The organism is Nocardia wallacei (assembly GCF_029868745.1).
In the GTDB taxonomy this organism is placed as follows: domain Bacteria; phylum Actinomycetota; class Actinomycetes; order Mycobacteriales; family Mycobacteriaceae; genus Nocardia; species Nocardia wallacei_B.
Map to the genome: position 1 here is coordinate 1 of NZ_JARWOP010000298.1, position 25586 is coordinate 25586.

The 25586-nt window shown below is 68.9% G+C and carries 24 protein-coding genes and 1 pseudogene; 14 read left to right on the forward strand and 11 right to left on the reverse strand.

Going from position 1 to position 25586, the window contains the following annotated elements:
* Positions 1–159: 159 nt before the first annotated feature.
* From QH470_RS27435 to QH470_RS27460, 6 genes are all read right to left on the reverse strand, one after another.
* Positions 160–1584 (reverse strand): aspartate aminotransferase family protein, encoded by a 1425-nt coding sequence (locus QH470_RS27435; protein ID WP_280275243.1) that lies wholly within the window; start codon positions 1582–1584, stop codon positions 160–162.
* Positions 1581–2759, reverse strand: coding sequence for an aminotransferase class III-fold pyridoxal phosphate-dependent enzyme (locus tag QH470_RS27440; RefSeq protein ID WP_280275244.1), 1179 nt, complete (start codon positions 2757–2759; stop codon positions 1581–1583). The genes QH470_RS27435 and QH470_RS27440 overlap by 4 nt, the downstream gene beginning before the upstream one ends.
* A 10-nt stretch (positions 2760–2769) precedes the next feature.
* Positions 2770–4371 (reverse strand): class I adenylate-forming enzyme family protein, encoded by a 1602-nt coding sequence (locus QH470_RS27445; RefSeq protein ID WP_280275245.1) that lies wholly within the window; start codon positions 4369–4371, stop codon positions 2770–2772.
* Positions 4372–4403: 32 nt separating this feature from the next.
* Positions 4404–6932 (reverse strand): ABC transporter permease, encoded by a 2529-nt coding sequence (locus QH470_RS27450; RefSeq protein ID WP_280275246.1) that lies wholly within the window; start codon positions 6930–6932, stop codon positions 4404–4406.
* Complete coding sequence (locus QH470_RS27455; protein ID WP_280275247.1) at positions 6929–7624, reverse strand: ABC transporter ATP-binding protein; 696 nt, start codon at positions 7622–7624, stop codon at positions 6929–6931. Before QH470_RS27455 ends, QH470_RS27450 begins: the two co-directional genes overlap by 4 nt.
* A gap of 106 nt (positions 7625–7730) precedes the next feature.
* Positions 7731–9923 (reverse strand): winged helix-turn-helix domain-containing protein, encoded by a 2193-nt coding sequence (locus tag QH470_RS27460; RefSeq protein WP_280275248.1) that lies wholly within the window; start codon positions 9921–9923, stop codon positions 7731–7733.
* Between the two features lie 513 nt (positions 9924–10436).
* Here QH470_RS27460 and QH470_RS27465 point away from each other — a divergent pair.
* Genes QH470_RS27465 through QH470_RS27505 form a run of 9 tightly spaced genes read left to right on the forward strand, consistent with a single transcriptional unit; the run spans position 10437 to position 19333 of the window.
* Positions 10437–11459, forward strand: a complete 1023-nt coding sequence (locus tag QH470_RS27465; protein WP_280275249.1) for a polyprenyl synthetase family protein — start codon at positions 10437–10439, stop codon at positions 11457–11459.
* A gap of 28 nt (positions 11460–11487) precedes the next feature.
* Positions 11488–12345, forward strand: a complete 858-nt coding sequence (locus QH470_RS27470) for a methyltransferase domain-containing protein (protein WP_280275250.1) — start codon at positions 11488–11490, stop codon at positions 12343–12345.
* Positions 12346–12358: 13 nt separating this feature from the next.
* A complete protein-coding gene (locus QH470_RS27475) occupies positions 12359–13423 on the forward strand; it encodes a hydroxymethylglutaryl-CoA reductase (protein ID WP_280275251.1) in 1065 nt (354 codons plus the stop codon).
* A gap of 1 nt (position 13424) precedes the next feature.
* Complete coding sequence (locus QH470_RS27480) at positions 13425–14609, forward strand: hydroxymethylglutaryl-CoA synthase (RefSeq protein WP_280275252.1); 1185 nt, start codon at positions 13425–13427, stop codon at positions 14607–14609.
* Positions 14610–14611: 2 nt separating this feature from the next.
* Positions 14612–15649, forward strand: coding sequence for a mevalonate kinase (gene mvk / locus QH470_RS27485; RefSeq protein WP_280275253.1), 1038 nt, complete (start codon positions 14612–14614; stop codon positions 15647–15649).
* Positions 15646–16671, forward strand: coding sequence for a diphosphomevalonate decarboxylase (mvaD, locus tag QH470_RS27490; protein WP_280275254.1), 1026 nt, complete (start codon positions 15646–15648; stop codon positions 16669–16671). The genes mvk and mvaD overlap by 4 nt, the downstream gene beginning before the upstream one ends.
* Positions 16668–17807, forward strand: a complete 1140-nt coding sequence (locus tag QH470_RS27495; protein WP_280275255.1) for a phosphomevalonate kinase — start codon at positions 16668–16670, stop codon at positions 17805–17807. The genes mvaD and QH470_RS27495 overlap by 4 nt, the downstream gene beginning before the upstream one ends.
* 4 nt (positions 17808–17811) lie before the next feature.
* Positions 17812–19101 carry a S8 family serine peptidase gene (locus QH470_RS27500; protein ID WP_280275256.1) on the forward strand — a complete coding sequence of 430 codons (1290 nt, stop codon included), beginning with the start codon at positions 17812–17814 and terminating at the stop codon, positions 19099–19101.
* Positions 19102–19111: 10 nt separating this feature from the next.
* Positions 19112–19333: a hypothetical protein gene (locus QH470_RS27505; RefSeq protein WP_280275257.1), complete on the forward strand. Its 222-nt coding sequence runs from the start codon at positions 19112–19114 to the stop codon at positions 19331–19333.
* Positions 19334–19364: 31 nt separating this feature from the next.
* Here QH470_RS27505 and QH470_RS27510 read toward each other — a convergent pair whose 3' ends face one another.
* Both QH470_RS27510 and QH470_RS38145 read right to left on the reverse strand, forming a co-directional pair.
* Positions 19365–19574 carry a pentapeptide repeat-containing protein gene (locus tag QH470_RS27510; RefSeq protein WP_280275258.1) on the reverse strand — a complete coding sequence of 70 codons (210 nt, stop codon included), beginning with the start codon at positions 19572–19574 and terminating at the stop codon, positions 19365–19367.
* Positions 19575–19630: 56 nt separating this feature from the next.
* Positions 19631–19897 (reverse strand): annotated as a pseudogene (locus QH470_RS38145) (pentapeptide repeat-containing protein); the annotation flags it as partial.
* Here QH470_RS38145 and QH470_RS27515 point away from each other — a divergent pair.
* Positions 19790–20227, forward strand: coding sequence for a hypothetical protein (locus tag QH470_RS27515; RefSeq protein WP_280275259.1), 438 nt, complete (start codon positions 19790–19792; stop codon positions 20225–20227). The pseudogene QH470_RS38145 and the gene QH470_RS27515 sit on opposite strands and share 108 nt — an antisense overlap.
* Before the next feature lie 253 nt (positions 20228–20480).
* On the opposite strand, the gene QH470_RS27520 is transcribed toward QH470_RS27515, so the two are convergent.
* The gene (locus QH470_RS27520) at positions 20481–21692 is read right to left on the reverse strand and encodes an FAD-dependent monooxygenase (protein ID WP_280275260.1); all 1212 of its coding nucleotides are present in this window, start codon (positions 21690–21692) and stop codon (positions 20481–20483) included.
* Between the two features lie 74 nt (positions 21693–21766).
* Here QH470_RS27520 and QH470_RS27525 point away from each other — a divergent pair, with 74 nt between their 5' ends.
* The 3 genes from QH470_RS27525 to QH470_RS27535 all read left to right on the forward strand — a co-directional run bounded on the left by QH470_RS27525 (position 21767) and on the right by QH470_RS27535 (position 23595).
* Positions 21767–22324, forward strand: a complete 558-nt coding sequence (locus tag QH470_RS27525) for a TetR/AcrR family transcriptional regulator (protein WP_280275261.1) — start codon at positions 21767–21769, stop codon at positions 22322–22324.
* A 169-nt stretch (positions 22325–22493) separates the two neighbouring features.
* Positions 22494–22823 (forward strand): hypothetical protein, encoded by a 330-nt coding sequence (locus QH470_RS27530; RefSeq protein ID WP_280275262.1) that lies wholly within the window; start codon positions 22494–22496, stop codon positions 22821–22823.
* Between the two features lie 466 nt (positions 22824–23289).
* A complete protein-coding gene (locus QH470_RS27535; RefSeq protein WP_280275263.1) occupies positions 23290–23595 on the forward strand; it encodes a hypothetical protein in 306 nt (101 codons plus the stop codon).
* Between the two features lie 127 nt (positions 23596–23722).
* On the opposite strand, the gene QH470_RS27540 is transcribed toward QH470_RS27535, so the two are convergent.
* Complete coding sequence (locus QH470_RS27540) at positions 23723–24346, reverse strand: NADPH-dependent F420 reductase (protein WP_280275264.1); 624 nt, start codon at positions 24344–24346, stop codon at positions 23723–23725.
* A gap of 45 nt (positions 24347–24391) precedes the next feature.
* Positions 24392–25126, reverse strand: a complete 735-nt coding sequence (locus QH470_RS27545) for an SDR family NAD(P)-dependent oxidoreductase (protein ID WP_280275266.1) — start codon at positions 25124–25126, stop codon at positions 24392–24394.
* 175 nt (positions 25127–25301) lie between these two features.
* Between QH470_RS27545 and QH470_RS27550 the strand changes: the two genes are divergently transcribed.
* Positions 25302–25586: LysR family transcriptional regulator (locus QH470_RS27550; RefSeq protein WP_280275265.1), on the forward strand; the 285-nt coding region annotated here is incomplete at its 3' end.

The following is a 25586-nucleotide window of genomic DNA, read 5'->3' on the forward strand; positions in this document are numbered from 1 at the left end:
CCCCCCCCGCCCCGCCCGGCTATTGCGCCGCCCCGCCCCGCCCGCGGGGCGCGGGGGGGCGTGGTGAACGCGGCCGCCGCGCCGCCCGCCCGGATCACCTGGGCGCCGCGGGCCAGCCGGAAATGCCGCATACCCGACCCCTTCACCGTTGTCATGACATCAGTCGGTCAGGAAGGCGACCGGCGAGCGCGGAGCGGGCGGACGCGCGCGCCACACCGACCGCCGTGAGGCCAGGACGTCGGCTCCGTAGGTCAGAAACCACTGCGGCAGGTGGTATTGGATACGCATGAGGTGGTTGAGCACCCTGTAGCAGACCGCGGGATACCTCGACAATTCCGCCAGCGAGGCGTCCAGTGCCGCGACCATGACGTCGATCTCCTCGGCGCCGACCGTCAACGGCGGAAAGATCCGCAGCGCCGGATTCTCGGCGACGGTGTTCATCGAGATGCCGGTCATGACACCGTGGCGGATCATCTGCAACCAGATGGCCTGTTCCACCAGCGGGCTGGCGACCTTCACTCCTGTCATCAGCCCGCGCCCGTCGACGTCGCGGACCAGTTTCGGGTACTTCTCGGCGACCGCGCGCAGCCGCGCCAGCAGATACGTCCCCAGCCGGGCGGCATTGCCCGCCAGGTCCTCACGCACGATCTTCTCGATCGCCGCCGTCGCCGCGGCGCACGCCAGCGGCGAGTCCCCCATCTCGGTATCGAAAGGCAGTGCGCCACCGGTACTTTCGCACGCCTCGGCATAGGCCCGAGCACGCACGATGACCGCCGACATCGGGACGTGGCCGCCCGACATCGCCTTGGACACGAGCAGGATGTCGGGAACCACCGCGTCGTGCTCCACACCGAACAGCGTGCCGGTGCGCCCGAAGCCCGTCTGCACCTCGTCGACGACGAGCAGCGCGCCGCGTTCGGCACACAGCCGGGCGACGGTAGCGAGATACCCGGCCGGCGGCACGGTCACGTACCCGCCGCCGACGACCGGTTCGAGATAGACGGCCGCGACGTCCGTGTCGATCGCGGCGTCGATGGCGGCCAGGTCGCCGAAGGGCACGAAGCGGGTGCTCGCGTCGGTGTCGAGGAACGGGGCGGTGAGATGTTGCTGGCCGAGCACCGCCATCGCACCGAGGGTCTTGCCGTGATAGCCGGTCGTCACGGCGACCGTCGACGTCCGGCCCGGACGGGCGAGCCCCACGATGCGCTGGGCGACCTCCGTCGACTCCGACCCGCTGCCGGTCAAAACGACCCGGTCGAGGTCGCCGGGCGCCAGCTGTACCAGCAGTTCCCGCAAGCGTTCCCGGGCTTCGGTGCGCGTCGCGGGCGGGACCGCGGCCAGGGCGGCGAGCTGTCGCTGCGCCGCGCGCTGCACATCCGGATCCAGATGTCCGAGCCCGAAAACGCCGTAGCCGGCGGAGAAGTCGAGGTAACGGTGGCCCCGCTCATCGATGATGTAGTGCCCCCGCGCCGTCTCCTCCAAGGGGCAGCGTCCCGCGCGAAGCATGATGGCCAGGGACGGATTGTAGTGGCGCTGATAGGTTCCCAGCAGCGGCCGTCGCGAGTTCGTGGTGGTCCGGTTCATACGGTCGACTCCTCGGCGGTCGCGGCGAGCGCCTTCTGCAGGCAGGCGTGTCCCTGTTCGGCCTCCTCCGCGCTACACAGCAGCGGTGGCCGGATACCGACGAATCCCCGCTCGACGCCGCCCTGCCAGGGGATGACGCCGCAGTCGAGGGCGTGCCGCACCACCGTGCGTGCCACGGTCGCGTCGTTCAGACGCACCGCGGCCAGTTGGCCCACACCGGTGACATCGGTGATCAGATGCGGATAGTCGGCCCGCAATTGCCGCAGCCCGGCCAGGATGTCGCCACCCACGGCCCGGCAGTGTTCCGGCAACCCGTCGTCGGTCATGGCGGTGAGTACGGCGGTCGCCGCCGCGCACGCGATCGGACTGCCGCCGGTCGCACTGCCGTGCAGCCAGGGACCGCGACGCCCGTACACCCGCCCGTTGATCTCCTCGGTGGTCACGTACGCCCCGACCGGAATCACGTTGCCCCCCAATGCCGCTCCGAGCACGAGGATGTCGGGCGCGACGCGTTCGGCGTCCATCGCGAAGGGACGGCCGGTGCGTCCGAGACCGGTGACTGTCTCGTTCACGATCAGCAGCGCACCGGATTCGTCACAGATCTCCCGGACCGCGGTGTAATAGCCAGGCGGCGGCACCGCGACGCCCGCGCCGCACGCGATCGGTTCGAGCACCACCGCGGCGGGGCGGCGGGCCGCCACGGCCCGGCGCATGGCCGGGGCATCACCGAAGGCGGCGAACTCGACGTCGATCGGCGCGCCGGGCTCCGTCCCGGCATCCGACGCGTCGAGGCGGGACAGCCGCCGCGCGGCGCGCGTATTGCCGTGGTAGGAGCCGAATGTCGCGACCAGTGCCGTGCGGCGGGATCGGCGGTGGTAACCCAGCGCCAGCTTCAGGGCGCCTTCGACGCCCTCGGTGGCGGAGTTGCAGGGGTAGCTGACCGACAGCGCGCCCGGAGTCGCGGCGGCGAGCGCGGTGACCAGCTGCGCCAGCGGCCGGTTCAGGAACATGCGGGTGGATTGCGGCAGCAGGCGCAGTTGCCGGGAGACCGCGTCGAGTACGCCGGGGTGGTGGTAGCCGAACGAGCCCGACGAGAAGTCGATCACCGTCCGGCCGTCCGAGGTGCGCAGCGTCGCCCCGGCCGCCGCGGTCACATTCGTGCTTATGGCAGGCATGACATTCCCTTCAGGTCCAGCGGCCGGTTCCGAAGGTCTCGCTGGATCCCAGCGTCAGCTCCCGCAGTTCGGGCCGCCGTACCTTCCATGTCGATGTCCGCGGTATGTCGTTCCACGGCAGGATGATCGGGGTGTCGAGGGTCGGCAGGCCGGCGGTCGCGCGCGCCCACCGGTCGGCGTCGATCGTCGCCTCGGGCAGACACAGGATCGGCACTGGCAGCCGGCCGGGGGCGCCCAGCACGACCACCTCGGTGGCGTCCGGAATCCGTTCCAGCAGTGCGCTTTCGATCTCGATGCCGCTCAGTCCCGGGATCATGTCCACCTCGCGGTCGAGCAGCCGGACGCGGCCGAGCAGGTCGCGATACCCGACATCGCCGGTGTTCCACCACTTCCCGGAGATCTTCTCCGCGTAGCGCTCCTGCTCGCCCAGATATCCGATACAGCGTCCGCGCCCGGAAGACAGCAGCAGACCGGGCTTTCCCGGACGCCGCCGCTTGCCGGACACCGGATCGACGACCCGGACGCGGCTGAAACCGGGCACGGTCCAGCCGACGTCGCTGGTCACGGTGGACCTGTTGGGCGCCCGCCGCATTCGTGTTCGGTTGTAGACGGCGGCCGTGATCGGACCGGTCTCGCTCTGCCCCCAGCCCTGCAGCCACAACGGGAACCGACGACGCGAGGCGTCGAGGAATGCGCGGACCGTGGAGGGATGGATGAGGTCGAAGGTGTTGAAGTAGAGCCGAATTCGCTCGAACAGCTCCGGATTCGCCCGGGTCAGCGGCTGCCAGTGCAGGAAGACGTTCGGGGACGCCTCGAGCATCGTGACCCGATAGTTCGACAGGACGCGCGTGACGTTCTCGATCCCCGGATCGGACACGACGACCAGCTTCGACGGCGGGTGCGCCAGCTGGGCGCCGAAGGTTCCGGTGGCGCGCGCGTGGACGAAGGAGATCGCCGAACCGAACACGTCACGGCGACCGCTCGCGAGCAGCGGGGACGGCAGGGAGTCGAGCCGATTCGCCTCGTGCAGGCTCCGAGTGGAGTGCAGCACCAACTTCGGCAGACCGGTGGTGCCGGAGGTGTGACAGATGATCGCCGCCTCGTGGTCACCGCGCATGCGCACCGGCGCCGGGGACGCGCCGTGCAGGTCCTCGAACCGCAGCACGTCCTCGATCTCTTCCGTCCCCGTCCCCGTGACGATGACCCGGCCGAGCCCGAGCGGCTCGCGGCCCGGCGCGGTCAGGGCCCGGTAGGACGCGGCCGACGCGACCGTGACCGTCGGCTCCACCTTCCCGACCAGGTGCCGCAGCGTGTCCGGCGGGGCCGCGGCGGAGATCAATGCGGGGACCGCCCCTATCCGGGCCGCCGCGGCGGCCAGCAGCAGGATGTCGTAGTGGTTGTCCTTCACGATGGCCATCCGGTCGCCGGGACGCGCCCCGGCCGCGTACAGCCATACCGCCGCGTCGTGCACCAGCCGGGCCGCCGCCGCACCGTCGAAGACCGTGCCGTCCCACGGCGCGATGTCGAAGGGACGATCCAGGTGGAATACCGTCTGCGCGCGTTTGTCCGCGTGCCAGTCGAGCATCGCACCGATATTCTTGGGCTTTCGCATTTTGAACCTCCACGGGCAGAACAGGTTTCGATTCATTCGTCGGCGAGGGCAGCGGCAACCGGAAGGGCTCCGACCGATCGGCGTGCGAGCTGCAGCGCGGCCGCGACGGTGAGCAGAGTGACGGGAAGACCCGCGGCCAGCATGGACCACGGCACCGCCGCCGGCGCGACGATGCCGCTCTGGACTGCCTGCGCCCCCACCATCACCACCGTCATCGCCACGCCGCAGGGCGCCGCGACGACCCATGCGCAGGTGCCGATGATCGTTGCCTCGGCCGCCAGCATCACTCCCTCGCCGCGACCGGACGCACCGATCAGGCGGGTGACCGCCAGCCCGCGGCGTCGCTCATCGATATTCGACGCCAGCGTCGTCGTCCCGACCACGGCGGCGACCGCGTACATCACCCAGGAGAAGACGCCGAACGAGCTCATCAGCCGTGCGAGCATCGAACTCACGCCCGCCCGGTAGGCGTCTCGATCCAACACCGCGGCACGCGGATAACGTTGGGCGAGAAGCGTTCCGAGTTCGTCGGTCACCGCCGCGCGATGCTCCTCGGCGGCCGTGGCGCCGTAGGCGTACACACCCACGTCGCCCGCCACCCGGCGGAACAGGTCATCGCCGACGAAGATCGCGCCACCGTCGGAGGCCGCGTCGTCGAGCACCGCGATGATCGTCGCCGACCGCATGCCGTCGAGCGTCGGGATCGACAGTGTGTCCCCGATTCCCACGTGCTGGGTGCGGGCGAAATTCGAGGCCACCGCGATGCGGTCGCCGGCCAGTCGCGCGATCGCGTCGTCGGGGCCGTCCAGGACCCGGGTCGCCGTGCCTGCCGCGATGTCACCGGCCAGCGACCACACCTGGTAGCGGCTGCCGTTGACGACCGCCGCGGCCCACGAGAAGCTGTACACCGCCGTGACACCCGGCAGCGCCCGGATCTCGGCGTCCAATGTCGCGGGAAACGTTTCGCTGGACAGGTTTTGCCCGATGGGTGCGGCCTGCGCGTAGACGTCGGCCTGCGTCCACCGCGCCATCGAGGCGTCGAGCTCGTGCCGCATGCTCAGCGAGGCGCCGGACATCGCGACGGAGGTGACCAGGGCGATGGCGAAAGTCGCTGCCAGAGCGGCATTTCGACGCCACTGCACCTGAAGTTGCCGTCCCACCACCAGACCGCCCGGCCGCGAGCTCAGCTGCCGGACTGCGACACCGGCCACGACCGGCAGGACAACGCTCAGCAGCGCCGCGCCGAGGATCAACGGCGGTCCCGCCAGTCCGTGGACGACCGCCGAGAGTGTCGGTGCGGAAATCCGGCGGGCCCAGGCGAGGGTCGCCGCCGCGGCCACGATGCCGACCGCCGAAACCAGCAGCGGGATCCGCAATCCGGTGGCCTGTAGCGGAGTTCGGTCGCGACCTGTCACGGCGTCGATCGCGGTCACGCGGCGCAGCCGCGACAGGCCCGACAGCCAGGCGATGCCGAACATCACGGCGCAGGCCACCGCACCGCCGATCAGCGGGATCGGGTAGTTCGAGCCCGGCCGCAGCGCCTGCTGGGTGAAGTTGGTGAGCTGCGTACCGATCGAGTCCAGGGCATGGCCGGTGGCGATGCCGAGCACCGCGCCGACCGTGTAGCTGCACACCATGATCGGGACGAGCACCAGGCCCGAGCCCGCCAGCAGATCGGCGGTGCGCACTCCCACGAGCCGCATGCGCGCCAGCACCGGCCGGGCATCCGCCAGCGCCAGCCGCCAGGTCAGGAGGATGACGGCGGCCCCGGTGAGCACTCCGATCCCGAGGAACATCCAGATCAGCAACAACGGTGTGCGAAAGATCCGCGAGTAACTGTCGAAGATCCGATCCGGCGAACCGACCACGGCAAGGTCGGCGGCAACCGTCCGGGCGCGGTCGCCGAGATCGCCCGCTGCCGCGCCCGGCGACCGCAGCAGCACGATGTCGACAGCCGACCCGCGCTCGAAGGCGACCGCCACGTCGGCCAGCGACATCACGACCGCGGCCCCGCCGTTGCCGAGGTCGCCGTCGACCAGCTCGGCCACGCGCCAGTCCCGCACGCCGGTCGGCGTCGCGATCTCGACGCTGTCACCCTTGTCGATACGCTGCGCGGCGGACCACGCGCGCGGCAGGTAGACCTCTCCCGCGCGCAATGGGGCGACCCGGGGAAAGGCGCTGCCCGCCAGCATGTTCGGCAGTCCGGCATCCACGCCGACCACCCGGACCGGCACGAACCGCCCGTCGGGTCCGCGAAGGTTGGTGTTGGCCAGCGACATCCGGGACGTGAGCGCCCCGGTCTCCGAATTCAGCCGCGACTGTGTCTCGGTAGACAGCCCGGCCGGCGCTTTGGCCGAGACCGCGACGACGTCGGGGGCGATCGCGTCGATCGGCGCGGTACGCGCCGACAGGAGCACCGGGACCGAAATCGTCAGTACCGCAACGGTCATCACGACGCCGCCGATCCCGCCCGCCAGCGCGGCGACGAACCGGATCGGCCGGTGCCGCCACGCGCGCGCCAAGGCCCGGACGACCAGCCCCACGGCGGCGCCGCGCGTCATGCCGGCCCGCCTCGGTCGAGCACGCCATCGACCATGTGCCACACCACGTCCGCGTCACCGGCCACGTCCGGGTCGTGGGTGACCAGGATCGCGGCCGCGTTCGACTCCCGGATGACCTTGCGCAGCAGTTCCCGCACCCGCTCGCCGTTGTGCCGGTCCAGGGCGCCGGTCGGCTCGTCGGCGAAGACGACGGCGGGCCGGCCGATACACGCGCGCACCACCGCCGCGCGCTGCGCCTCACCGCCGGATACCAGGTTGGGCCACGATCGGGCCCGGTCCGCCAGCCCGACCGCGGCCAACGCGTCGCGGGCGGCCGAGAGCGCCGAGCGCCGGGTGGCACCGCCGAACATCAGCGGGGCCGCGACGTTTTCCTCGATCGTCAGCCACGGGATCAAATTGTCGCGCTGCAGAACGAATCCGATGCGGCGGGCGCGAAGTTCGGCCATCTCCCCCGCGCTCAGTTCGGCCGGATCACGACCGAGGATCGACACGGTGCCCGTGGTCGGCCGGTCGATTCCGGACAACAGATTGCACAACGTGGACTTACCACTTCCGCTCTTGCCGACGATCGCGGCCATGCACCCGGCCCGCAATTCGATATCACACCGTTCGACCGCCGTGACGGCGGTGTCACCGATGCGGAACTCGCGTGAGATTCCGCGAGCAGAAACGACCAACTCCGATATCGTCATGCGTTCCTCTCGCACGCGCCAAACGCATTACAGCACCATATAAGTCGAGGAATCCCCGGAGGCCTATGACAGCTATTTGCCGTAGGGAGAACGAAAAACAACGCCCTCACGCGGACTGCTGAGATTCCCGCTCCATCACCAGGGCGACATGCAGCCGCGACGGACAATCCAGCTTGATCATCACCTGCCGGAGATGATTGATCACCGTCCATTCCGCAATACCCAGCCGGGTAGCGATCATCCGATTGGTCATGCCTTCCGCTACCAGGTGCGCCACCTCCAACTGACGCTTGGTGAGCCGGGAGACCGGGGTGTCGATGTCCGCCGTCGACAGCAAGGGAGTCGCCAATGCGTAGGCGATGGCCTCGTCGACGTCCCGCAGCGAGCCGATCGCGGCACCGGGCGGACCGTCTTGTTCCGCAACGTCTTCCGCACCCGCGTCGACGAGACGCGGCGCCGTGCCGGTCGGACGCGGGAGGGCGTAGGTGTCGCGGAGCCAACGCACCGCGGCCGAAAAGCGTTGGATCTGCTCCGGGTATTCCGCACCCACCGCGCGGTAGGCACACACGCACCCCTCGAGCGCGCCGACCATCTCGAGCAGATTCGCCTCGGGATCGGGGACGCGCAGGACGAGGTGGAACACCTCCAGCGCCCGATGGGGGGCTTCGGCCCGCAGCAGCATGCGGCCGAGCGCGTTCAGGACCGTCAGCCGGTCACGCCGATTCGCGAGGCTCGCCGCGCGGTCGCGGACGCTGGACCAGGCGTGGTCGCTGCGCAGCGGGCTCCCGCCGATATCGACCAGCTCCCGTGCGAACTCCGCCGCTTCCCTGCCCTCGGGCCCCGGGTGCCCGAGCAGCGCTCGGTCCAGCTGGGCACGGGCTCGCAGGTGATCCCCGGTCTCGCGGTAGGCCTCACCCAGTTGCCGGGCCACTCGGCTCCGATAGGCCGGTTCCCCGGCCGGCGGGTCGTGCTCGGCCGCCCGCGCCAGCAGCTGGACCGCATCCTGGAACCGGGCGGATCGAAATGCCCACCTACCGGCCAACTCCCAGCATCGCGCCGACATGTCGGCGTCGGCCCGGTCCGGGATCGAGAGGACGATCGCCTCGGCCTCGGTCAGCATGCCCCGGCAGATCCAGACGTCCTCGAGCGCGGACAGCAGGCGCACGGCACGGGCGGCGTCGCCGTCCTCGATCAGGAAGCGGACGGTGGCGAGCAGGTCGGCGAGCCATCGATCCACCAGCGTCAGAGCGGCGGGACGGCGCTCGGGCTGCTCCAGCTGCCGCCCGATGTCGATACCGAGTACGCACATGGCCCTGGCCCGGCCACGCCGGATTCGGGCGCGGCACAGCGGATCCGCGTTCAGCAGTTCGCGGCAGTAGGTCCGGGTGAAGCCGGATATGGCATAGGTGTAGTGGCCGTCGTCGGCGACGCCCTGATCGACCAGGCTCCGGGCAACGAGTTCGGAAATAGCCTGCGTGGCAGTGTCTTTGCGTTCCCCGCAGAGTAGAATCAACTCTTCGAAATGGGTCAGCACCTCCGACATCCCGATGTGGAGTAGCAGTTCGTATGTGTAGTCGTCGAGATCGGACAGGCCCCATTCCACGCACTCACGAATCGTGCGGTGACGCTGGGGAATGTCGACGAACGGCGAGGGCATCAACGGCAGCCCCGCGGTGATCCGCTCCAGGGTGCGTCCGGCCCCGATCCGGCCGATGGTGGTGGCCACCAGTTCCAAGGCCATCGGCACACCGCCGACCGCCGAGACGATGGCCTCCAGCGTCGCGCGGTCCACCCTGGCGGCCACGCCGCCGCACCGCGTATCGATGCTGTCGAGCACCAGACGGGCGGCACTGGACAGGCCCGTGGCGGTTCCCGACGCACAGGCCAGCGGGCGCACCTTCACCAGGCACTCCTGGTACAGGTCGAGTGCGCGGCGGCTGGTGACCACGATGAGCAGGTCCGGATACCGCGACAGCGCTGCGGAGATATCGCCGATGATCTCCGAGGCCAGGCGATCGCAGTTGTCCAACAACAGAATCGCTCGTTCGGGCACGGCGCCGACGCGCGCGTGCATGACGCGGTAACAGGTGGCCGACACCGTGAGCCAGGCGGTACGGCGGTCGGTGTGCTCGGCGATGTCCACCGCCGCGGTGAGGTGACCGCGATGTGCCGCGGCCTCCAGCACGGCGGCGGCCAGCCGGCTCTTGCCCACACCCGCGAGGCCGGTGAGGGTGAGCAGGCGGATCCGGGGGTCGGAGATCAAGCGGCCGAGCTCTTCGAGTTCAGAATGCCGATCCACCAGCGCCGGAATACGATAACCACTGAAAGGATTTTCGACCACTGCGCCTACCTGACTCTCATACATCTCATAGGACGAAGCCGCACAGGCCAGACCCCTTCCGCCCCTGCGCATCTCGACTATATAACAGGCCGGTCGATATTCGCCGACATCGACCCGTCTCACGGCCGCCATGACAAGTTCTTGCTGCCGGTTCCGGAACTCGTCCCGCCGCGCCGCGCGACCCGGCTCCCGCTCGGCAGATAGCTTGCAGCGCTGCTCGTTTCGCTGTGAGGTCGGAACCGAGGCGGCCGAGCCACTCCCCCTCGCCATCGCGCGCGGCGGGGCCGCGGCTGACAAACAACTGCCAATTCGGTTGTGGGCGTCCCGAATTCACTACCCCATAGGTATCGTCGGTCGCGATATGGCAGGAGCAATTCGAGAACTGTTATCGACGAGGATCGGCGAACGCTTTGCGCATCCGATATCACGCGGCCTGGCCGGTCGAATGCACTCCCGCACAAAGGTGAAGAAATGGTTGACACTCGCAAAGTACACAACGCAGGCTTCGCGGCGGGAACGCTCTTCACCGACCCCGAACTCGCCACGGCGGTAACACGGGGGCTCGAGGAGACGGAAGCCATTCTGGACGAGCGGTTCTCGCGGGGCCACGATCTGATGATCGAGCCCGCCCGGCACCTCTCCGACGCGGGCGGGAAACGCTTCCGGCCGCTGTTCACGATCCTCGCGGCACAGCTCGGGCCCCGTCCCGAGAGCGCGGACGTGCCGGTCGCCGCGGCGGTCGTCGAATTGATCCACCTGGCCTCGCTCTACCACGACGACGTGATGGACGAGGCCGACCTCCGACGCAGCGCACCGACCGCGAACGCGTTGTGGGGCAACAACATGGCCATCCTCACCGGTGACTACGTCTTCGCCCACGCCTCCCGGCTGTGCGCGGACCTGGGGGCCGAGGCCGTGGCCATCATCGCCGACACCTTCGGCGAACTGGTGGCCGGACAGGCACGGGAGACCGCCGGTGCGCGGCCGGAGCAGGACCCGGTGGAACACTATCTGCGAGTGGTATGGGAGAAGACCGGCGCGCTGATCGCCACCTCGGGCCGGTTCGGCGCGATGTTCTCGGGCGCCGAACCCGAGCAGGTCGAGCGCGTTCGCCGAATGGGTGATGCGATCGGCGTGGCCTTCCAGATCGCCGACGACATCATCGACATCTCCTCCACGGCCGATCAGTCGGGCAAGCAGCCCGGCACCGACCTCCGCGAGGGCGTCTACACGCTTCCGGTGCTGTACGCGCTGCGCGAGAAGGGGACCGACGCGCAACGCCTGCGCGCACTGCTGGCCCAGCCGCCGTCCCGCGACGACGAGGTGGCCGAATGCCTTGCGCTGCTGGTGCGTTCGCCCGGGATGAAGCGCGCCCAAGCCGACCTGCGCCGCTACGTCGATCGCGCTTTCGGCGAACTCGACACACTGCCCGGCGGTCCCGCGAACACCGCCCTGCGCAATCTGGTTCATCGAGCCGTGGAACGCGCGTCCTGACATCGACCGGCACGGTGGGAGAGATTCGATGACGACGACCCTGGATCACGCGCGGATCGCGGACTATTACAAGAAGACCTGGTACGACTATCGCGGTGTCTGGATGAACAAGACGAACCGTGCCATGCACTACGGATACTGGGACGCCCGCACGGTCGACCACGCCGCCTCGCTGTTGATGATGAACCACGAATTGGCGACGCTCGCGCGGATCCCGCGCGGCGCCAGGATTCTCGATGCCGGCTGCGGCGTCGGCGGATCCTCGATGTGGCTGGCCGAGCGGTACGGCGCCGCGGTCGTCGGCATCACCCTGAGTGAGTTCCAGGTCGGCAAGGCGCGCGGCTACGCCGCGGAGCGGTCGCTGTCGGAGCAGGTGGAGTTCCGGCGGGCCGACTACTGCGACACCGGCTTTCCCGACGAATCCTTCGATGTCGTCTGGGCCCAGGAAAGTGTCTGTTACGCCCGCGACAAGAGCGATTTCCTGCGTGAGGCGTTCCGCGTGTTGCGGCCCGGCGGCCGGGTGGCCGTAGAAGACGGCTTCCGGTTCCGCCGCGGGCTCCCGGCGCGCGACGAGTCGCTGATTCTCGACTGGGCCGATGCGTGGGCCTTCCCGGACCTCGACACGATCGACGAATTCCGCACTGCCGCGAAGGAATCCGGATTCGTCGACATCATCGACCGCGATGTGACAACGCACGCGATGCGCTCCTCGCGCCGCCTGCGCCGGGCCGCCGGCATTTTCGCCGCGCCGTCCTGGCTGGGCTGGAAGGCCGGTCTGCGCCCGCGCGAGGCGCATCGCAACCTGGTCGGCGCCCGGCTGCAGTGGGCCGTCCTCGGTGGCGGCCTGTGCGGCATCTCGCTGGTGACCGCCCGCAAACCGGAATAGAAGGAACCCCTCGATGAACAGCATCGAACGCGATGCCGCAACGGCCGCCGTCCCGCTGCGGTGGGTGGGCCCGATCAAGATCACCGGCAATGTGGTGGACGAACTGGTCGAGGTCCCGATGGCCACCTACGAGTCGCCGCTGTGGCCGTCGGTCTCGCGGGGCGCCAAGATATCTCGGCTCTGCGACCGCGGCATCGTCTGCACTCTGGTGGACGAGCGCATGACCCGGTCGGTCCTGCTGGAAGCCGACGACGCCGGTACCGCGCTGGCGGCCGTTCGCCGGCTCCGGGCCACCATGAGTGATCTGCGCCGGATCGTCTCGGAATGCAGCCGGTACGCCGAACTTCTGGACGTCCATCACCAGATCGCCGGCAATCTGCTGTTCCTCCGATTCGAATTCAGCACCGGGGACGCGGCCGGGCACAATATGGCGACCCTCGCCGCCGATTCCCTGCTGACGCATATCATTCATACGCTCCCGGGCCTGCACTACGAATCGGTGTCGGGGAACTTCTGCACCGACAAGAAGGTCTCCGCGGTCAACGGCATCCTCGGCCGCGGCAAGAACGTGGTCGCCGAAATACTGATTCCGCGCACCGTGGTGGAGACGCGACTGCACACCACAGCGCGCCGGGTGGCCGACCTCAATATCCGCAAGAACCTGATCGGGACGAATCTGGCCGGTGGCATCCGCACGGCGAACGCGCACTATGCGAACATGCTGCTCGCGGTCTATCTGGCGACCGGGCAGGACGCCGCGAACATCGTCGAGGGCTCGCAGGGGATCACCTACGCCGACGACCAGGCGGGCGACCTCTACTTCTCGTGCACGCTGCCGAACCTCGTCGTCGGTACCGTCGGCAACGGCAAGTCGCTGGACTTCGTCACCGCGAATCTCACCCGGCTCGGTTGCCGCGCGGCCCGCGAGACCGGCGAGAACGCCCGTCGTCTCGCCGTGGTGACCGCGGCCTCGGTGCTGTGCGGCGAGCTGTCGCTGCTGGCGGCTCAGACGAATCCGGGGGAACTGATGCGGACCCATCTGCATTTCGAACGCTCGCCGTCGGACAGGGAGAACTGAAGTGGCCGTTGCGGTAGGAATTCACGACATCGCGCTCGCGACCGGGCATTACGCGATGGACGTGTCCGAATTGGCGGCCCGGCACGGCGTCGCGGCCGACAAGTACTACATCGGCCTCGGCCAGCGCCGGCAGACCGTTCCGGCCACCGACGAGGACATCGTCACCATGGCCGCCACCGCGGCCCGGCAGATCGTGGCCGAGCACGGCGCGAACGACATTCGCACCGTGCTGCTCGCCACCGAGACCGGCGTCGACCAGTCCAAGGCGGCCGCGATCCACGTGCAGCAGCTGCTGGGGTTGCCGTCGTGCACCCGGGCGGTGGAACTGAAGCAGGCTTGTTACGGCGGAACATCGGCGCTGCAGATGGCCGCCGGACTCGTGCAGCGCGATCCCGGCCACCGGGTACTGGTCCTCGCCAGCGATATCGCGAAATACGATGTCGACTCCGCCGGTGAGGCCACCCAGGGCGCGGCCGCCGTGGCCATGCTGGTGTCGGCGGACCCGGCCGTGGCGGTGCTGGAGCCCGGATCGGGTCTCTACACCGCCGACGTGCAAGATTTCTGGCGGCCCAACTATCGGTCGACTCCGGTGGTGGACGGCAAGCTGTCCGTGTCGGTCTACCTCGAGGCGGTCGAGCAGGCCTGGAAGGATTACGAAGCGCACGGCGGCCGGGCTCTCGGCGACTTCGCGGCCTTCTGTTATCACCAGCCCTTCACCAAGATGGCCTACAAGGCCCACACTCGGCTGCTCGAGATCAACGGCGTCGACCCGGACCGGCTTCGCCTGGACGCGGACCTCGCGCACACCACCGTGTACAACCGCATGATCGGCAACAGTTACACGGCGTCACTGTATGTGGGCCTGTTGTCGCTGCTCGACCACGCGGAAGACCTGAGCGGCCGTCCCGTGGCGCTGCTGAGCTACGGATCCGGTTGTGTGGCGGAGTTTTTCGGGGTGTCCGTCGTCCCGGGGTATCGGAAGCACCTGCGCACCGACGCCAATCAGGCGGCCATCGCGCGCCGCGAGCCCATCGGCTACGAGCGGTATCGCGAGCTCCGGGATTTCGAGTTGCCCGAGAACGGATCTTCGTACACGCTGGAATCCCGTGGCGCCGGCCCCTTCCGGCTCCACGCGGTGCGCGAGCATTCGCGTATCTACCAGGCGCGCCGGTTGATTCAGGTGTGACGATGACCGCACGACGATCGCCCCATCGCCGCTGGCTGCTGCCGAGTGTCCGATCGATGCTGGCGGGCCGGGCGGGCGTCGCGGCCACCGGTGACAGCGCGACCGGAACCGGCCGGGCCGCAGCCAAATTGATCCTCTTCGGCGAGCACGTGGTGGTCTATGGCCGACCTTCCATCTCGATGCCCGTGCCGGCACTGGCGGCGACAGCCACCGCGCGCCGATCGACGGGACCGGTCGTGATCGAGTCGACGCATATGGCAGGGCAGGGACTCACCTCCCGGTTCGGTGACACCGCGGTGTCGCGACTGGCGGTATCGGCGGTCTGCCACCATCTGCGGACACGCGACAAGGGCCTACTCGTCACGGTGCGAAGCGATATCCCGCCCGCGCGCGGACTCGGCTCCAGCGCGGCCATCGCGGCGGCCATCGTCGACGCGGTGGCGGACCTGGGTGGCCGCAAACTGTCCGACGACACCCTGTTCTCGCTCATCCAGGAGTCGGAGGCGCTCGCGCACGGCAAGGCCAGTGGCGTCGACGCGCGCACCGTCATCAGCTCGGGCGGCCCGCTGTGGTTCCACGACGGCGCGGTGCGTCCGCTCGCGGTGGCTGAGGACGACCAACATCGGCCCGTGCTCGTGGTCGCCGACACCGGCGTCGCAGGCAGTACTCGGCGCGCCGTCGCCACGGTGCGACGCCGGCTGTCCGCGCTCGGCGCCGAGGGCGCCGAGCTTCTGGACCGCGTGGCCACGCTCACCGTCGGCGCGGCCGAAGATCTCAGGAACGGCCGGTGGACCGAGCTGGGATATGCCATGACCGTCAATCAGGACATCCTGCGGCGACTCGGAGTCAGCTGCCCGGGTATCGACACGCTGGTGGCGGCCGCGCTGGACGGCGGCGCCCTGGGCGCCAAAATGTCGGGCGGCGGACTCGGCGGCTGTGTCATCGCCCTGACGCCCGATCCCGACGCTGTCGAGCGGGCGTTGCGCTCCGCGGGTGCCCCGCATTGTTTCCGCGTCCCGCTGCATCCGGTGCGCGAATGACCGGCGAACCCGTTGTGGCGGTGGCCAATCCGAACATCGCGCTGATCAAGTACTGGGGCAAGCGCGATGCGGCCCTGCACCTGCCGACCACCACCAGCCTGTCGCTGACGCTCCGGGAATTTCCGACCACGACCACCGTGACGGTGACGTCGGGCCTCGAGACCGACCGGGTTTCTCTCGCCGGCCAGACGGCGTCCGATGCCTTCGCCGGGCGCGTGTCCCGCTTCCTCGATATCGTGCGCGAACTGTCCGGCGACCGCCGAAATGCGGTGGTGGACACCGTGAACACCGTGCCGACCGGGGCCGGCCTGGCCTCCTCCGCGGCAGGTTTCGCCGCTCTCGCGACCGCCGCGTCGGCCGCCTACGGACTGGGTCTGGACCGGGCGGCCCTGTCCCGCCTGGCGCGCCGCGGTTCGGGCAGCGCGGCCCGCTCCGTCATCGGCGGGTTCGCGGTCTGGTGGCGCGGTGAAGGCTTGGGCGCGGAAGGTGACCTGAGCAGTTTCGCCGAACCGATCGACGCGCAGCGGGTGACGCCGGCCTTGGTCGTAGCGTTGGTCGACGAGGGCGAGAAGCCGGTCTCCAGCCGAGAAGCCATGCGCCGCACCGTAGCCACCTCACCGTTCTACCGACCGTGGGTCGAGACCTCGGCCCACGACCTGAGCCGAATGATGTGCGCGCTGCGCGCGGGCGACCTGCCGACCGTCGGGGAAATCGCCGAGGCGAACGCGCTCGGCATGCACGCGACGATGCTCGGCGCCCGGCCCGCCATCCGCTATCTGGCTCCCGCGTCCCTGCGGGTGCTGGACCGGGTGCTGGCGTTGCGCTCCGCGGGTATCGGGGCGTGGGCCACCATGGACGCCGGTCCGAACGTGAAGGTGCTCTGCGATCGGCGGGACAGCGCGGCGGTCGCCGACGCCGTCGCCGATTCGGCCAGGGTGGTGGTAGCGACTCCCGGGGGCGGAGCCGAGCTGGGTGGCGACAGGTCCGTGGGCTCGATGCACGGACCGGAGGGGCAGCGATGATCGTCGTCGATGTTCCGGGCAAGCTTTATGTCGCAGGCGAATACGCGGTGCTGGAACCGGGCAGCCCGGCCGTCCTGATCGGTGTCGACCGCTATGCGCGGGCGCGCCTGCGCGTTACGGGAACGTCGCGCCGCACGATCACGAGCAGCCGGCTTCCCGGCCGAACTGCCGAATTCGTCCGTCGTGGAACACTTTTCGAGCCGGTGCCGCCCGCGGACACCGCGGCGCTGACCCATGTGCTCGCGGCTCTTGCCACGGTGGACCGCTACGCCGCGGAACTCGGGCATGAACCGCTGGGATTCGATCTCGACATCGACTCGCAGCTGGACGATTCGGCGACCGGGCGCAAGTTCGGGCTGGGCTCCTCCGGGGCGGTCACGGTCGCCGTCGTGCGCGCCGCGGCCCGCGCGCACGGGTTGCGGCCGACTGCCGAGACGGAACTGAAACTTGCTCTGCTGGCGCTCTTCTCGGTCGATCCGCACTGTTCCGGGGGAGACGTCGCGGCGTCGGCGCGCGGCGGTTGGGTGTACTACAGGGCTCCCGACCGCGCGCCCTTGGCAGCGGCGCTGCGGCGACCCGGGCGGTCACTCGCAGCGCTGGTGGCACGCCGGTGGCCATTGCTGGAAGTACGGTCCGTACCGCCACCGCGAGAACTGTCGTTACAGGTGGGCTGGGTCGGGCGACCGGCTCGTTCGAGCGATCTGGTGCAGGCGATGAAACGTGCTGTGTCGGAGCATCCTTCGCGGTATCGGCAGTTCGTCACCGCCAGCGAGCACTGTGTCGACGAGCTGGCGGCGGCGTGCGACCGCGAAGACTCTCGCGCGATCACCGGCGCTCTGGACACCGCCGGACGGCTGCTGCGGGATTTGACGGCCCTGTCCGGGGTGGCGATCGAGAGCCCCGAACTCACGCGGTTGCGCCACATCGCCGAAGAACTCGGTGCGGTGGCCAAGAGTTCCGGCGCGGGCGGCGGCGACTGCGGGATCGCGCTGGCCGACCCTTCCGTAGTCCCCGCCCTGCAACGACGCTGGCGGGAAGCCGATATCGAACCCCTGAATCTCCGTGCGATCGGCGGGTCGCTCCGCGTGCGCCTCGAGCGTTCGGCGAGCAAATCGGCGGGAAACACGCCAGACTGACGTGATGCGTGTTGTGATTCAGTTTCGGCCGGAGGCCGATTCCGCTGTTCGTCTCGCCGCGTCGGAGGTGGCCGGGGGTGAGCTGCCCGGATTTACGCTCGATCAGGACTACGGGCCCGTCGTCGCGCCGCAGGGTATCGAGCTGACCGGTTCGTCGGGGGCGCAATGGGATACGGTCGTCGTGCGGGGCGAGGTGGAGGACGAAGCCGCCGCGGCGGCGGTGCGGCAGTCGACCGGCGTGCTCGGTGTTTTCGCCGATCCGACCATTCAACCGGTAATCACGTGCGGCGATTCCGGCGCCGTGGGGACCTGGCACGATGTCGAAACCCTGCTGCACGTACCGGATCTCGCCGCGGCGGGACTGGACGGCACGGGCGTGGCACTCGCGATCGTGGACACCGGCATCAACGCCGCGAAGGTCGGCCAGGTGCGCGGCAGCCGTCCGACCGTCGACGCGGCGCGCAGCTGGAATCCGCAGGGCGTCAGCGGCGCCGCGGGCCAGTTCCCCGTCGACCACGGCACGATGTGCACCTTCGACGCGATGATCGCCGCGCCCGCGGCCACCTTCCTCGACCTTCCCGTGCTGCGCAGTGCCCGGCGAGGCGGCTCGCCCACCGACGGATTGCTGTCCGACGCGCTGGCCGCCTACGCGCACCTGCGCACCGTGCTCACCGACCAGCCGGAGTCGAAGCGCGCCTTGGTGGTCAGCAACAGCTGGGGCGTGTTCTCCCCCGACACCGATTTCCCGGTCGGCAATCCCGGCAACTACTCCGACAATCCGAACCACCCGTTCAACACCATCGTCGGCGCGCTGGCCGCCGCCGGGGCCGACGTCCTCTTCGCCGCCGGCAACTGCGGGCGCGACTGCCCAGACGGCCGGTGCGCCTTCCCGGACCGGCCGATCAACGGAGCCAACTCGCACCCGAGCGTGCTCAGCATCGGCGGCGTCGACACCGGCAACCAGCGGGTGGGCTACTCATCACAGGGGCCCGGTCGCCTGGCCGAGCGCAAACCCGACGTGTGCAGCTACACGCATTTCCTCGGGTCGACGGCATTCGGCGCCGACGCGCCCGACACCGGCACGTCGGCGGCCTGCCCGACCGCCGCCGGGCTCATCGCGGCGTTGCGTACCAAGTATCCGGCCACGGTGGTCTCGCCGGAGCGGTTGCGGGATCTGGTGCAGCGCACCGCGACCCGCCCCGGCGGGACCGAATTCGACTTCGACTACGGATATGGAATCGCCGACGCCCCAGGACTTCTCGAGGCACTGCGCCAGGAGTCCGTACGCGCGTAGCGTGGTGGACATGCAGCTGCTCACCATTCAGCTCCCGCCGGGCGCGACCCTGGCCGACGCCCTGCGGGCGCTGCACCTCACCGCGGCCGACGTCGACGTCGATTACGGCCTGATCGCCGTCGACCCCGACCGGGGAACCTATGCGCTGCGAGTCGACGACCCGGCCGTGGCCCGCGTGGCGGCGGCCGGGTGCACCGTCTTCGCCGATCCGCGCATCGAAACCAACGAGTAACCCCCTCGACGCCCGGCAACAACAAGGGCCTTCACGTTGTGGTTACCGCCGGTGGCCAGATGTGCGGTGCGATATTCGTCGGCTTCTCATCGGCGTTGTGATTCCAGTCGAATTCCGGTTCGGGCGGGCCCCATCGTGCCGGGGCTTCGAAGACGACCGGCTCGGAGCCGAAGTCGGCGTTCGAGAAGGTGGCCGGCCCGGCGAACCGCACCCCCGAGAATCCGGCAGGGCCGTGGAACACCGCCTCGTCGAATTGCGCCCGCCGAACGTGGCCCGCTCGAACCCGACAGGGCCGTCGAAGGTCGCCCTTTCGAATCCGGCGGGGCCGTCGAACGTAGCCTTGTCGAACCGGGTACGTCCGGAAAACACGGCGCCGCCGAAAGCCGCATCCTCCAAGCGAGCGGCACGGAAGTCGAAATCGCTTGTCGACCAGGAGAATTCGGCACCGGCCTGCAGATGGTCGGCGATCACCCGGATGATGGTCTGACGGACCTCGCGGTCATTCTGCCGATATTCGACATGCTCCTCGGTTTCCCCGCCGCCATCGAGCGGAAGGGTGGTCACGAGTTTGGCGCGGCCGCTGTTGCCGTGACCGGGATCGTAGGGCAGCCGCAGGTAGCCGCAGAGGACGTCGATGCATTGTTGCCGACGCGGGCCATCGGATTCGTCGGCGGCACTCGCCATCGCGTACACCCCGGCGATCCGGACCGCGACATCGGTAGCGCCGAGCTGGCCCGCTGCCGCTCCGAAGCGTTCTATGAATCGGCTCTGCTCGATGTCGCGTTGGCGACGGTAGGCAATCACCAGCGCGACAATCCCACCGACCCCGGCGACGATCGTCAATGCGACACGCGTGATATCGATCGGCGCCGCCTTGGCTTCACTGGCGGGTAGAACGGCGTGCAATATCCCGTAGGCCGCGAGCGCGACCGCGAGACCGGCGCCAGTGCGAGCCCGATAGCCGAGAACAGTCCGACCCGACCGACACTGCGGCCGAACATCTTGTAGCGCTTGCCGATCCCAGCACGCAGCGCGGTGGTTCGCTCGCGTCTCTGCGGGGTGGTGGCGCAGCTCGTGCTGCCCGGCATCGTTCGATTGTGACCGATCCCGAGACGGCGCACGCGCGGGGACTCCCCCGTACGATCCCTCACTCCGCCCGGGCGACGTAGTCCTTGGCCGTGATGGTGCGGGCGACTTTCTGGGGAGCGCCGCCGATGAGTCCGCGCCAGGGCAGGTAGGGCAGCAAGCGCACGTTGAGGTTGCGGAAGCCGATCATGGCCTTGCTGCCCGGCGCGTACCAGGCGCCGGTGCCTTCGGCGAACTTCTGGCAGGCGTCGACCATGGGTCGCATGACGCTCTCGTAATTGGCGAAGGCGACGGTGTGATCGCCTGCGGCGGCGGCCAGTTCGCCGGCGAGAGTATAGGCCCCGACCAGGGACAGGTCCGCGCCCTGCCCGGACAGCGGGGAAGCACAATAGCCGGCGTCACCGACGAGGCCGACGCGGCCGGTGTGCCAACTGTCCATGTGGATCTGGACCATGGCGTCGAAGTAGAAGTCCGGCGCGTCGTCGAGATGGGCGAGCAGTTGGGGTACCTGCCAGCCCTGGCCGGCGAAGGTGTCGGCAACGATCTTCTTCTGCTGCCCGGCGTCGCGGTAGTCGTAGTCGATCGTATCCGACGCCCACGCGAAGATCGCCTTGGCTTGGGTGTTGCCGCGGGCGCTGTAGGCCCCGGCGATGGTGCCGGGGGTGTTGTAGTCCTGCTCCCAGTGGTCCAGTCCGAGGAAGTTGGGGATGGTATAGATGCTGATGTAGTAGCCCATGTGCTCGGCGAACCGCGATTCGGGGCCGAAAGCCAGTGTCCGCGTGTGGGAATGGGCACCGTCCGCGCCGATGACCAGATCGAAGGTGCGCGGTGCGGCGTGTTCGAAGCTCACCCGCACCCCGTTCTCGTCCTGCACCAGCTCGGTGATCGAGTCGCCGAAGAGGTACTCGACATTCTCGCGGGTGGCCTCGTACAGCACCCGCGCTAGGTCGCCGCGCTGGATCTCGGTGTCCCCGTTCGCGCCGACACCGTTGAACGTCTCGCTCGAAATGCTCGCGCGAGCTTTGCCGTCGGCGTCGACGTAGGAGGTGCCGCGCTTGCCCGTGCTCAGTGCGTGCACCGCGTCGAGCAGGCCCATGCGCCGCACCACCTCGGTAGCGGTGCCGAGCACGTCGATGGCCTGGCCGCCCTCGCGCAGGGCCGGGGCCTTCTCCACGATCGTCGGGTGAAAGCCGTAGCGCTGCAGCCAGAACGCCAGGGCTGGACCGGCGATGCTGGCGCCGGAGATCAGGACATCGCGATTGCTCATCTGCATGCCCAGAACGCTACAACCGATTTGCGCAAGTGCGCAATACGAATGTCTGAGGCGTTTGCTCTACCATGTGTGGCATGGGAAATCGTGAGGACCTGCTGGCCGGTGCGCGGGCTTGCCTGCTCGACAAGGGCTACGCCCGCACCACCGTGCGCGACATCGCCACCGCCGCCGGAGTCAGCATGGCCGCCATCGGATACCACTTCGGCACCAAGGAGGCACTGCTCACCGAGGCGCTGGCCGACGCCACCCGCGAATGGGGAACCGCCCTCGAGCGGGCGCTGACCCTGATGCCCGAGGGCCCGGCCGATCCGTGGCAGCGATTCGCCGACCGCTGGGATGCGGTGCTGGCCACGATCGCCGCACATAGGGGGGTGTGGTCGGCGACCTTCGATGTCCTCGCCCACCCCGACGTGCGCGCACAACTCGCCGCGAACCTCGGTGAAGCCCGCGCCGGCCTGGCGCGCCTGTTCGACGGCATCGACGAGAACGACACCGCCGCCCGCAGTTCCGGGACCCTCTACCAAGCCCTGCTCACCGGAATCGCGGCCCAATATCTGATCGATCCCGACCATGCGCCCACCGGCCGCGATCTCGCCGATGCTCTGCGCCGAATCACCGAGGCCCCGCATTGAGCGGGTGGAACCCTCCGATCACCAGGCACCTTCGCTGTCCCGCGACGCGGGTGCTCCCAGCATTGGACGCTTCCGCGCTGTTCGGGCGATTTCCGAATGGAAGAATCCGGTCTGTACGACGCCACGCGCGGCAGGGCAACGCGGGGCGTGCATATCGGGAAAGGACCTCATGCAGGCATCGAAGATCCTTGGTTTCGCCACCGCGCTCGTCGCGGCGCCGGTCATGTTGGCAGCGACGGCGGGCGTCGCCGCTGCCGATGCGACCGCGACAGTCACCGCGGGTAACAAGTGGATTGTCGTCTCGGTGACCACCACCAACGGAGACCTGCCCGAATGGTGCCGGGTCGACCCCTATTTCGGTACGCCGCAAACGGTCAGCCTGGAGGTCGCCCCTTCAGGGAACCTCTTCGTCGACAACGTGCCGCCCGGGCCGAGGAAGGTATCGGTATGGTGCCCGAACGGGGGCGCAAGTGTGCACGACGTAGTCGTCCAGGGCTGAGCTGAATAGTCTACCGCCACACCAGTGCCGTGCCCGGCATCGCCACACCAATGCCGGGCAACCCCACCCCCGACCGCCACGCCATCGATTCCGATATCCGACACACAACCAGCAACAACAGTCGTGCTCCACATCGAGACGGCCCCTGAAACCCCGCGGGTCGAGGTTGAACGGCTGCGGGGAGGCGCACGTCAGGGCACGATCAACACAAACTTCCCGGTGAACCGAGACCCAGGACCGGACTACCTACATCGATTCGATCTTCTTGACGAACTCCGGGTGGACCAATGTCCGAGAGGATGCCGAGACTCGCCCCGGCTGCGTCTATTGCGGCGATGCCGGGTGATCGCGGCGGGTACGGCGGATCCTCATGGGGGTAAGCAGATTTCGCCGCCACTCGACGGGGACGACCCGGGCCGGTTCGCGCGTCGAATTCGGTGTCGGTGCCCGCCCGTATTGTCGTCTCATGACCGATATCGGCCCGCTAGCCGCGTTCGTGCGGGCAAGTTTTGGAGATCCTGGAGTGCACGCGGTCGTCCACCGCGGCCGCACCGTGCATGCTGTGCGCCTGGGGCGGTGGATCGGCACCGAGGAAGCTCCGGAACTGATCTGCCATACCGGTGTGGCCGGATGGTCTCCTGACGCTCTGCACCCGACTCGCGCGGCCGTCACCTGCGGCCGCTGCCTCCGGATCCTCGGCGACCATGCCCCGGAAGCCGGTGCGGCGCAGCTGCCGCTGTTCGCCCGCGACCAGCAGCCCGGAATTGTCTAGCAGCCCAGCACCTTTCAGCATCCGGATCACCGTCACGCGGTCCGGTCACCTCACCGGCAGTCCATCTATTCCCGCAAGCTGTCCGGCCGGCGCTCACACGCGGCCGCGTGCCGGATGTGGCGGCGGCTCAGCCGAGGTTGTCGATGCCGAGGGAGAAGTCGAAATTCCCGACGCCGGTGCGGGCCAAGCCCATCGTCAACACGCCCGCTCCCTCTACCCAGTGGGCCATGCTCAGGTCGCCGACGTCCCGCGGGCGCAGTCCGAGGCTCTCGACGAACGCTGACACGCTCGCCTTGGCTTGCGCATCGTCGCCGGCCATGAACACGTCCGCCGGGTCGCCTTTGGCCAGGACGTGACGGAAAAGGGTGTTGAACGCCTTCACGACCTGTGCGCTCGCGGGCGCGGCCTCGGCCACCCTTTGCGCGATGGAGGTGTCGTGCGGGACGGCCAGCCCGGTGCCGGTGGCGTCGAAGGGGTTGGTGATGTCGACGATGATCTTCCCGGCCAGCGCGTCCCCGAACTCGCGGACGGCCGGCACGGCGCTGTCGAACAGCACCGCGAGGATGACGATGTCGCCGGCCGGGGCGGCGCCGAATGTTCCGGCTGTGGCGCCGCCACCGAGTGTTCTGGCCAGGGCCGCGGACTTGGCCGCGTCGCGGCCGATCACCTCGACGGTGTTGCCGCCCTTGATTGCCAGGGTGCCGATGGCGCCGGCCATGTTCCCCGAGCCGATGATGCTGATGCTGCTCATGGTGTGTCCTTTCTCGGATCCAGTGCGTCGGTCGTTGTCTCGCGGTCAGATCGCGGTGGTGCCACCGTCGGCAACCAGCTCGAGCCCATTCACATAGCTCGAGTCGTCCGAGGCGAGGAACAGCGCGATCGCCGCGATCTCTTCGGGGCGGCCCATCCTTCGCCGCGGGATCAGCGACTCGAACGCCGCCTTGGTCTCCTCGTCGAACAGTTCCTCCTGCTTCGCAGTGGCGACCTGGCCGGGTGTCAGGACGTTCACCCGAATCCGCCTGTCCTTCAACTCGTTCAGCCACACGCGGGCCCAGGCCTGCTGCACCGCCTTGCTCCCCGCGTACAGGCTCCACCCGGGGAAGGCCCCGAGCGAAGCGTTCGACCCGGTCATGAAGATCGATCCCTCGTCGTTGATCAGCGGCAGCGCCTTCTGCACCGTGAACAGCGTCCCCCGCGCGTTCAGCCAGAAGGCGGCATGGAACTGCTCCTCGGTGATCTCGCCCAGCTTGCCCGGCTCGCCCATTCCGGCGCTTGCCCACAGGACGTCGATGGAGCCCTTTTCCTTCTCGACCGTGGCGTACAAACGGTCGAGGTCGTTCAGGTCGGCGGCATCGCCCTGCACGGCGGTCACGTTCCGGCCGATCTGCTCGACGGCGTCATCCAGCGCGTCCTGCCGCCGGCCCATGATGAAGACATGAGCTCCTTCGTCTACGAACAACTCGGCGCCGGCCAGCGCCATGCCGGTTGATCCGCCGGTGATCACCGCTACCTTGCCATCGAGCTTTCCCACGATCACTCCCTCGAATTTGTGAATACCCGGAGCAGCCGGATGTCGAGAACGGTCCGGAATTTCTTCGACCGAATTCGCTTGCGCCTCTTTGACGATGTCACCGGCCGGAGTGCGTGTCCAAGACCTCTTTCAGCAGTGGTGATACCTTGGGGGCATTGCCGGACCGGGAGGTTCCATGGATCTGGACCTGCGCAAGCTGCGCTACTTCGTCGCTGTCGCCGACCGGCTGCATTTCGGCCGCGCCGCCGAGGAGCTGCACATCGCGCAACCGGTACTCAGTCGCCAAATCCGCGCTCTGGAAAAGGATCTCGGTGCCGCGCTGTTCACCAGGGACACTCATGGCGTGGAGCTGACCGACGCGGGCCGGCAGCTGCTGGACGACGCCGGCCCCCAGCTCGCCGCGGTGCGCGGGGTCCGGCGTCGGGGGTCCGTGGCCGGCCGCGGGAGCCGGCGGGTGGTG

Excerpts from the sequence above, each read along its gene's own strand:
- QH470_RS27435 (WP_280275243.1), bottom strand. The coding sequence starts at position 1,584 with ATGAACCGGACCACCACGAACTCGCGACGGCCGCTGCTGGGAACCTAT.
- QH470_RS27440 (WP_280275244.1), bottom strand. The coding sequence starts at position 2,759 with ATGCCTGCCATAAGCACGAATGTGACCGCGGCGGCCGGGGCGACGCTG.
- QH470_RS27445 (WP_280275245.1), bottom strand. The coding sequence starts at position 4,371 with ATGCGAAAGCCCAAGAATATCGGTGCGATGCTCGACTGGCACGCGGAC.
- QH470_RS27450 (WP_280275246.1), bottom strand. The coding sequence starts at position 6,932 with ATGACGCGCGGCGCCGCCGTGGGGCTGGTCGTCCGGGCCTTGGCGCGC.
- QH470_RS27455 (WP_280275247.1), bottom strand. The coding sequence starts at position 7,624 with ATGACGATATCGGAGTTGGTCGTTTCTGCTCGCGGAATCTCACGCGAG.
- QH470_RS27465 (WP_280275249.1), top strand. The coding sequence starts at position 10,437 with ATGGTTGACACTCGCAAAGTACACAACGCAGGCTTCGCGGCGGGAACG.
- QH470_RS27470 (WP_280275250.1), top strand. The coding sequence starts at position 11,488 with ATGACGACGACCCTGGATCACGCGCGGATCGCGGACTATTACAAGAAG.
- QH470_RS27475 (WP_280275251.1), top strand. The coding sequence starts at position 12,359 with ATGAACAGCATCGAACGCGATGCCGCAACGGCCGCCGTCCCGCTGCGG.
- mvk (WP_280275253.1), top strand. The coding sequence starts at position 14,612 with ATGACCGCACGACGATCGCCCCATCGCCGCTGGCTGCTGCCGAGTGTC.
- mvaD (WP_280275254.1), top strand. The coding sequence starts at position 15,646 with ATGACCGGCGAACCCGTTGTGGCGGTGGCCAATCCGAACATCGCGCTG.
- QH470_RS27495 (WP_280275255.1), top strand. The coding sequence starts at position 16,668 with ATGATCGTCGTCGATGTTCCGGGCAAGCTTTATGTCGCAGGCGAATAC.
- QH470_RS27500 (WP_280275256.1), top strand. The coding sequence starts at position 17,812 with ATGCGTGTTGTGATTCAGTTTCGGCCGGAGGCCGATTCCGCTGTTCGT.
- QH470_RS27505 (WP_280275257.1), top strand. The coding sequence starts at position 19,112 with ATGCAGCTGCTCACCATTCAGCTCCCGCCGGGCGCGACCCTGGCCGAC.
- QH470_RS27515 (WP_280275259.1), top strand. The coding sequence starts at position 19,790 with ATGGTCGGCGATCACCCGGATGATGGTCTGACGGACCTCGCGGTCATT.
- QH470_RS27520 (WP_280275260.1), bottom strand. The coding sequence starts at position 21,692 with ATGCAGATGAGCAATCGCGATGTCCTGATCTCCGGCGCCAGCATCGCC.
- QH470_RS27525 (WP_280275261.1), top strand. The coding sequence starts at position 21,767 with ATGGGAAATCGTGAGGACCTGCTGGCCGGTGCGCGGGCTTGCCTGCTC.
- QH470_RS27530 (WP_280275262.1), top strand. The coding sequence starts at position 22,494 with ATGCAGGCATCGAAGATCCTTGGTTTCGCCACCGCGCTCGTCGCGGCG.
- QH470_RS27535 (WP_280275263.1), top strand. The coding sequence starts at position 23,290 with ATGACCGATATCGGCCCGCTAGCCGCGTTCGTGCGGGCAAGTTTTGGA.
- QH470_RS27540 (WP_280275264.1), bottom strand. The coding sequence starts at position 24,346 with ATGAGCAGCATCAGCATCATCGGCTCGGGGAACATGGCCGGCGCCATC.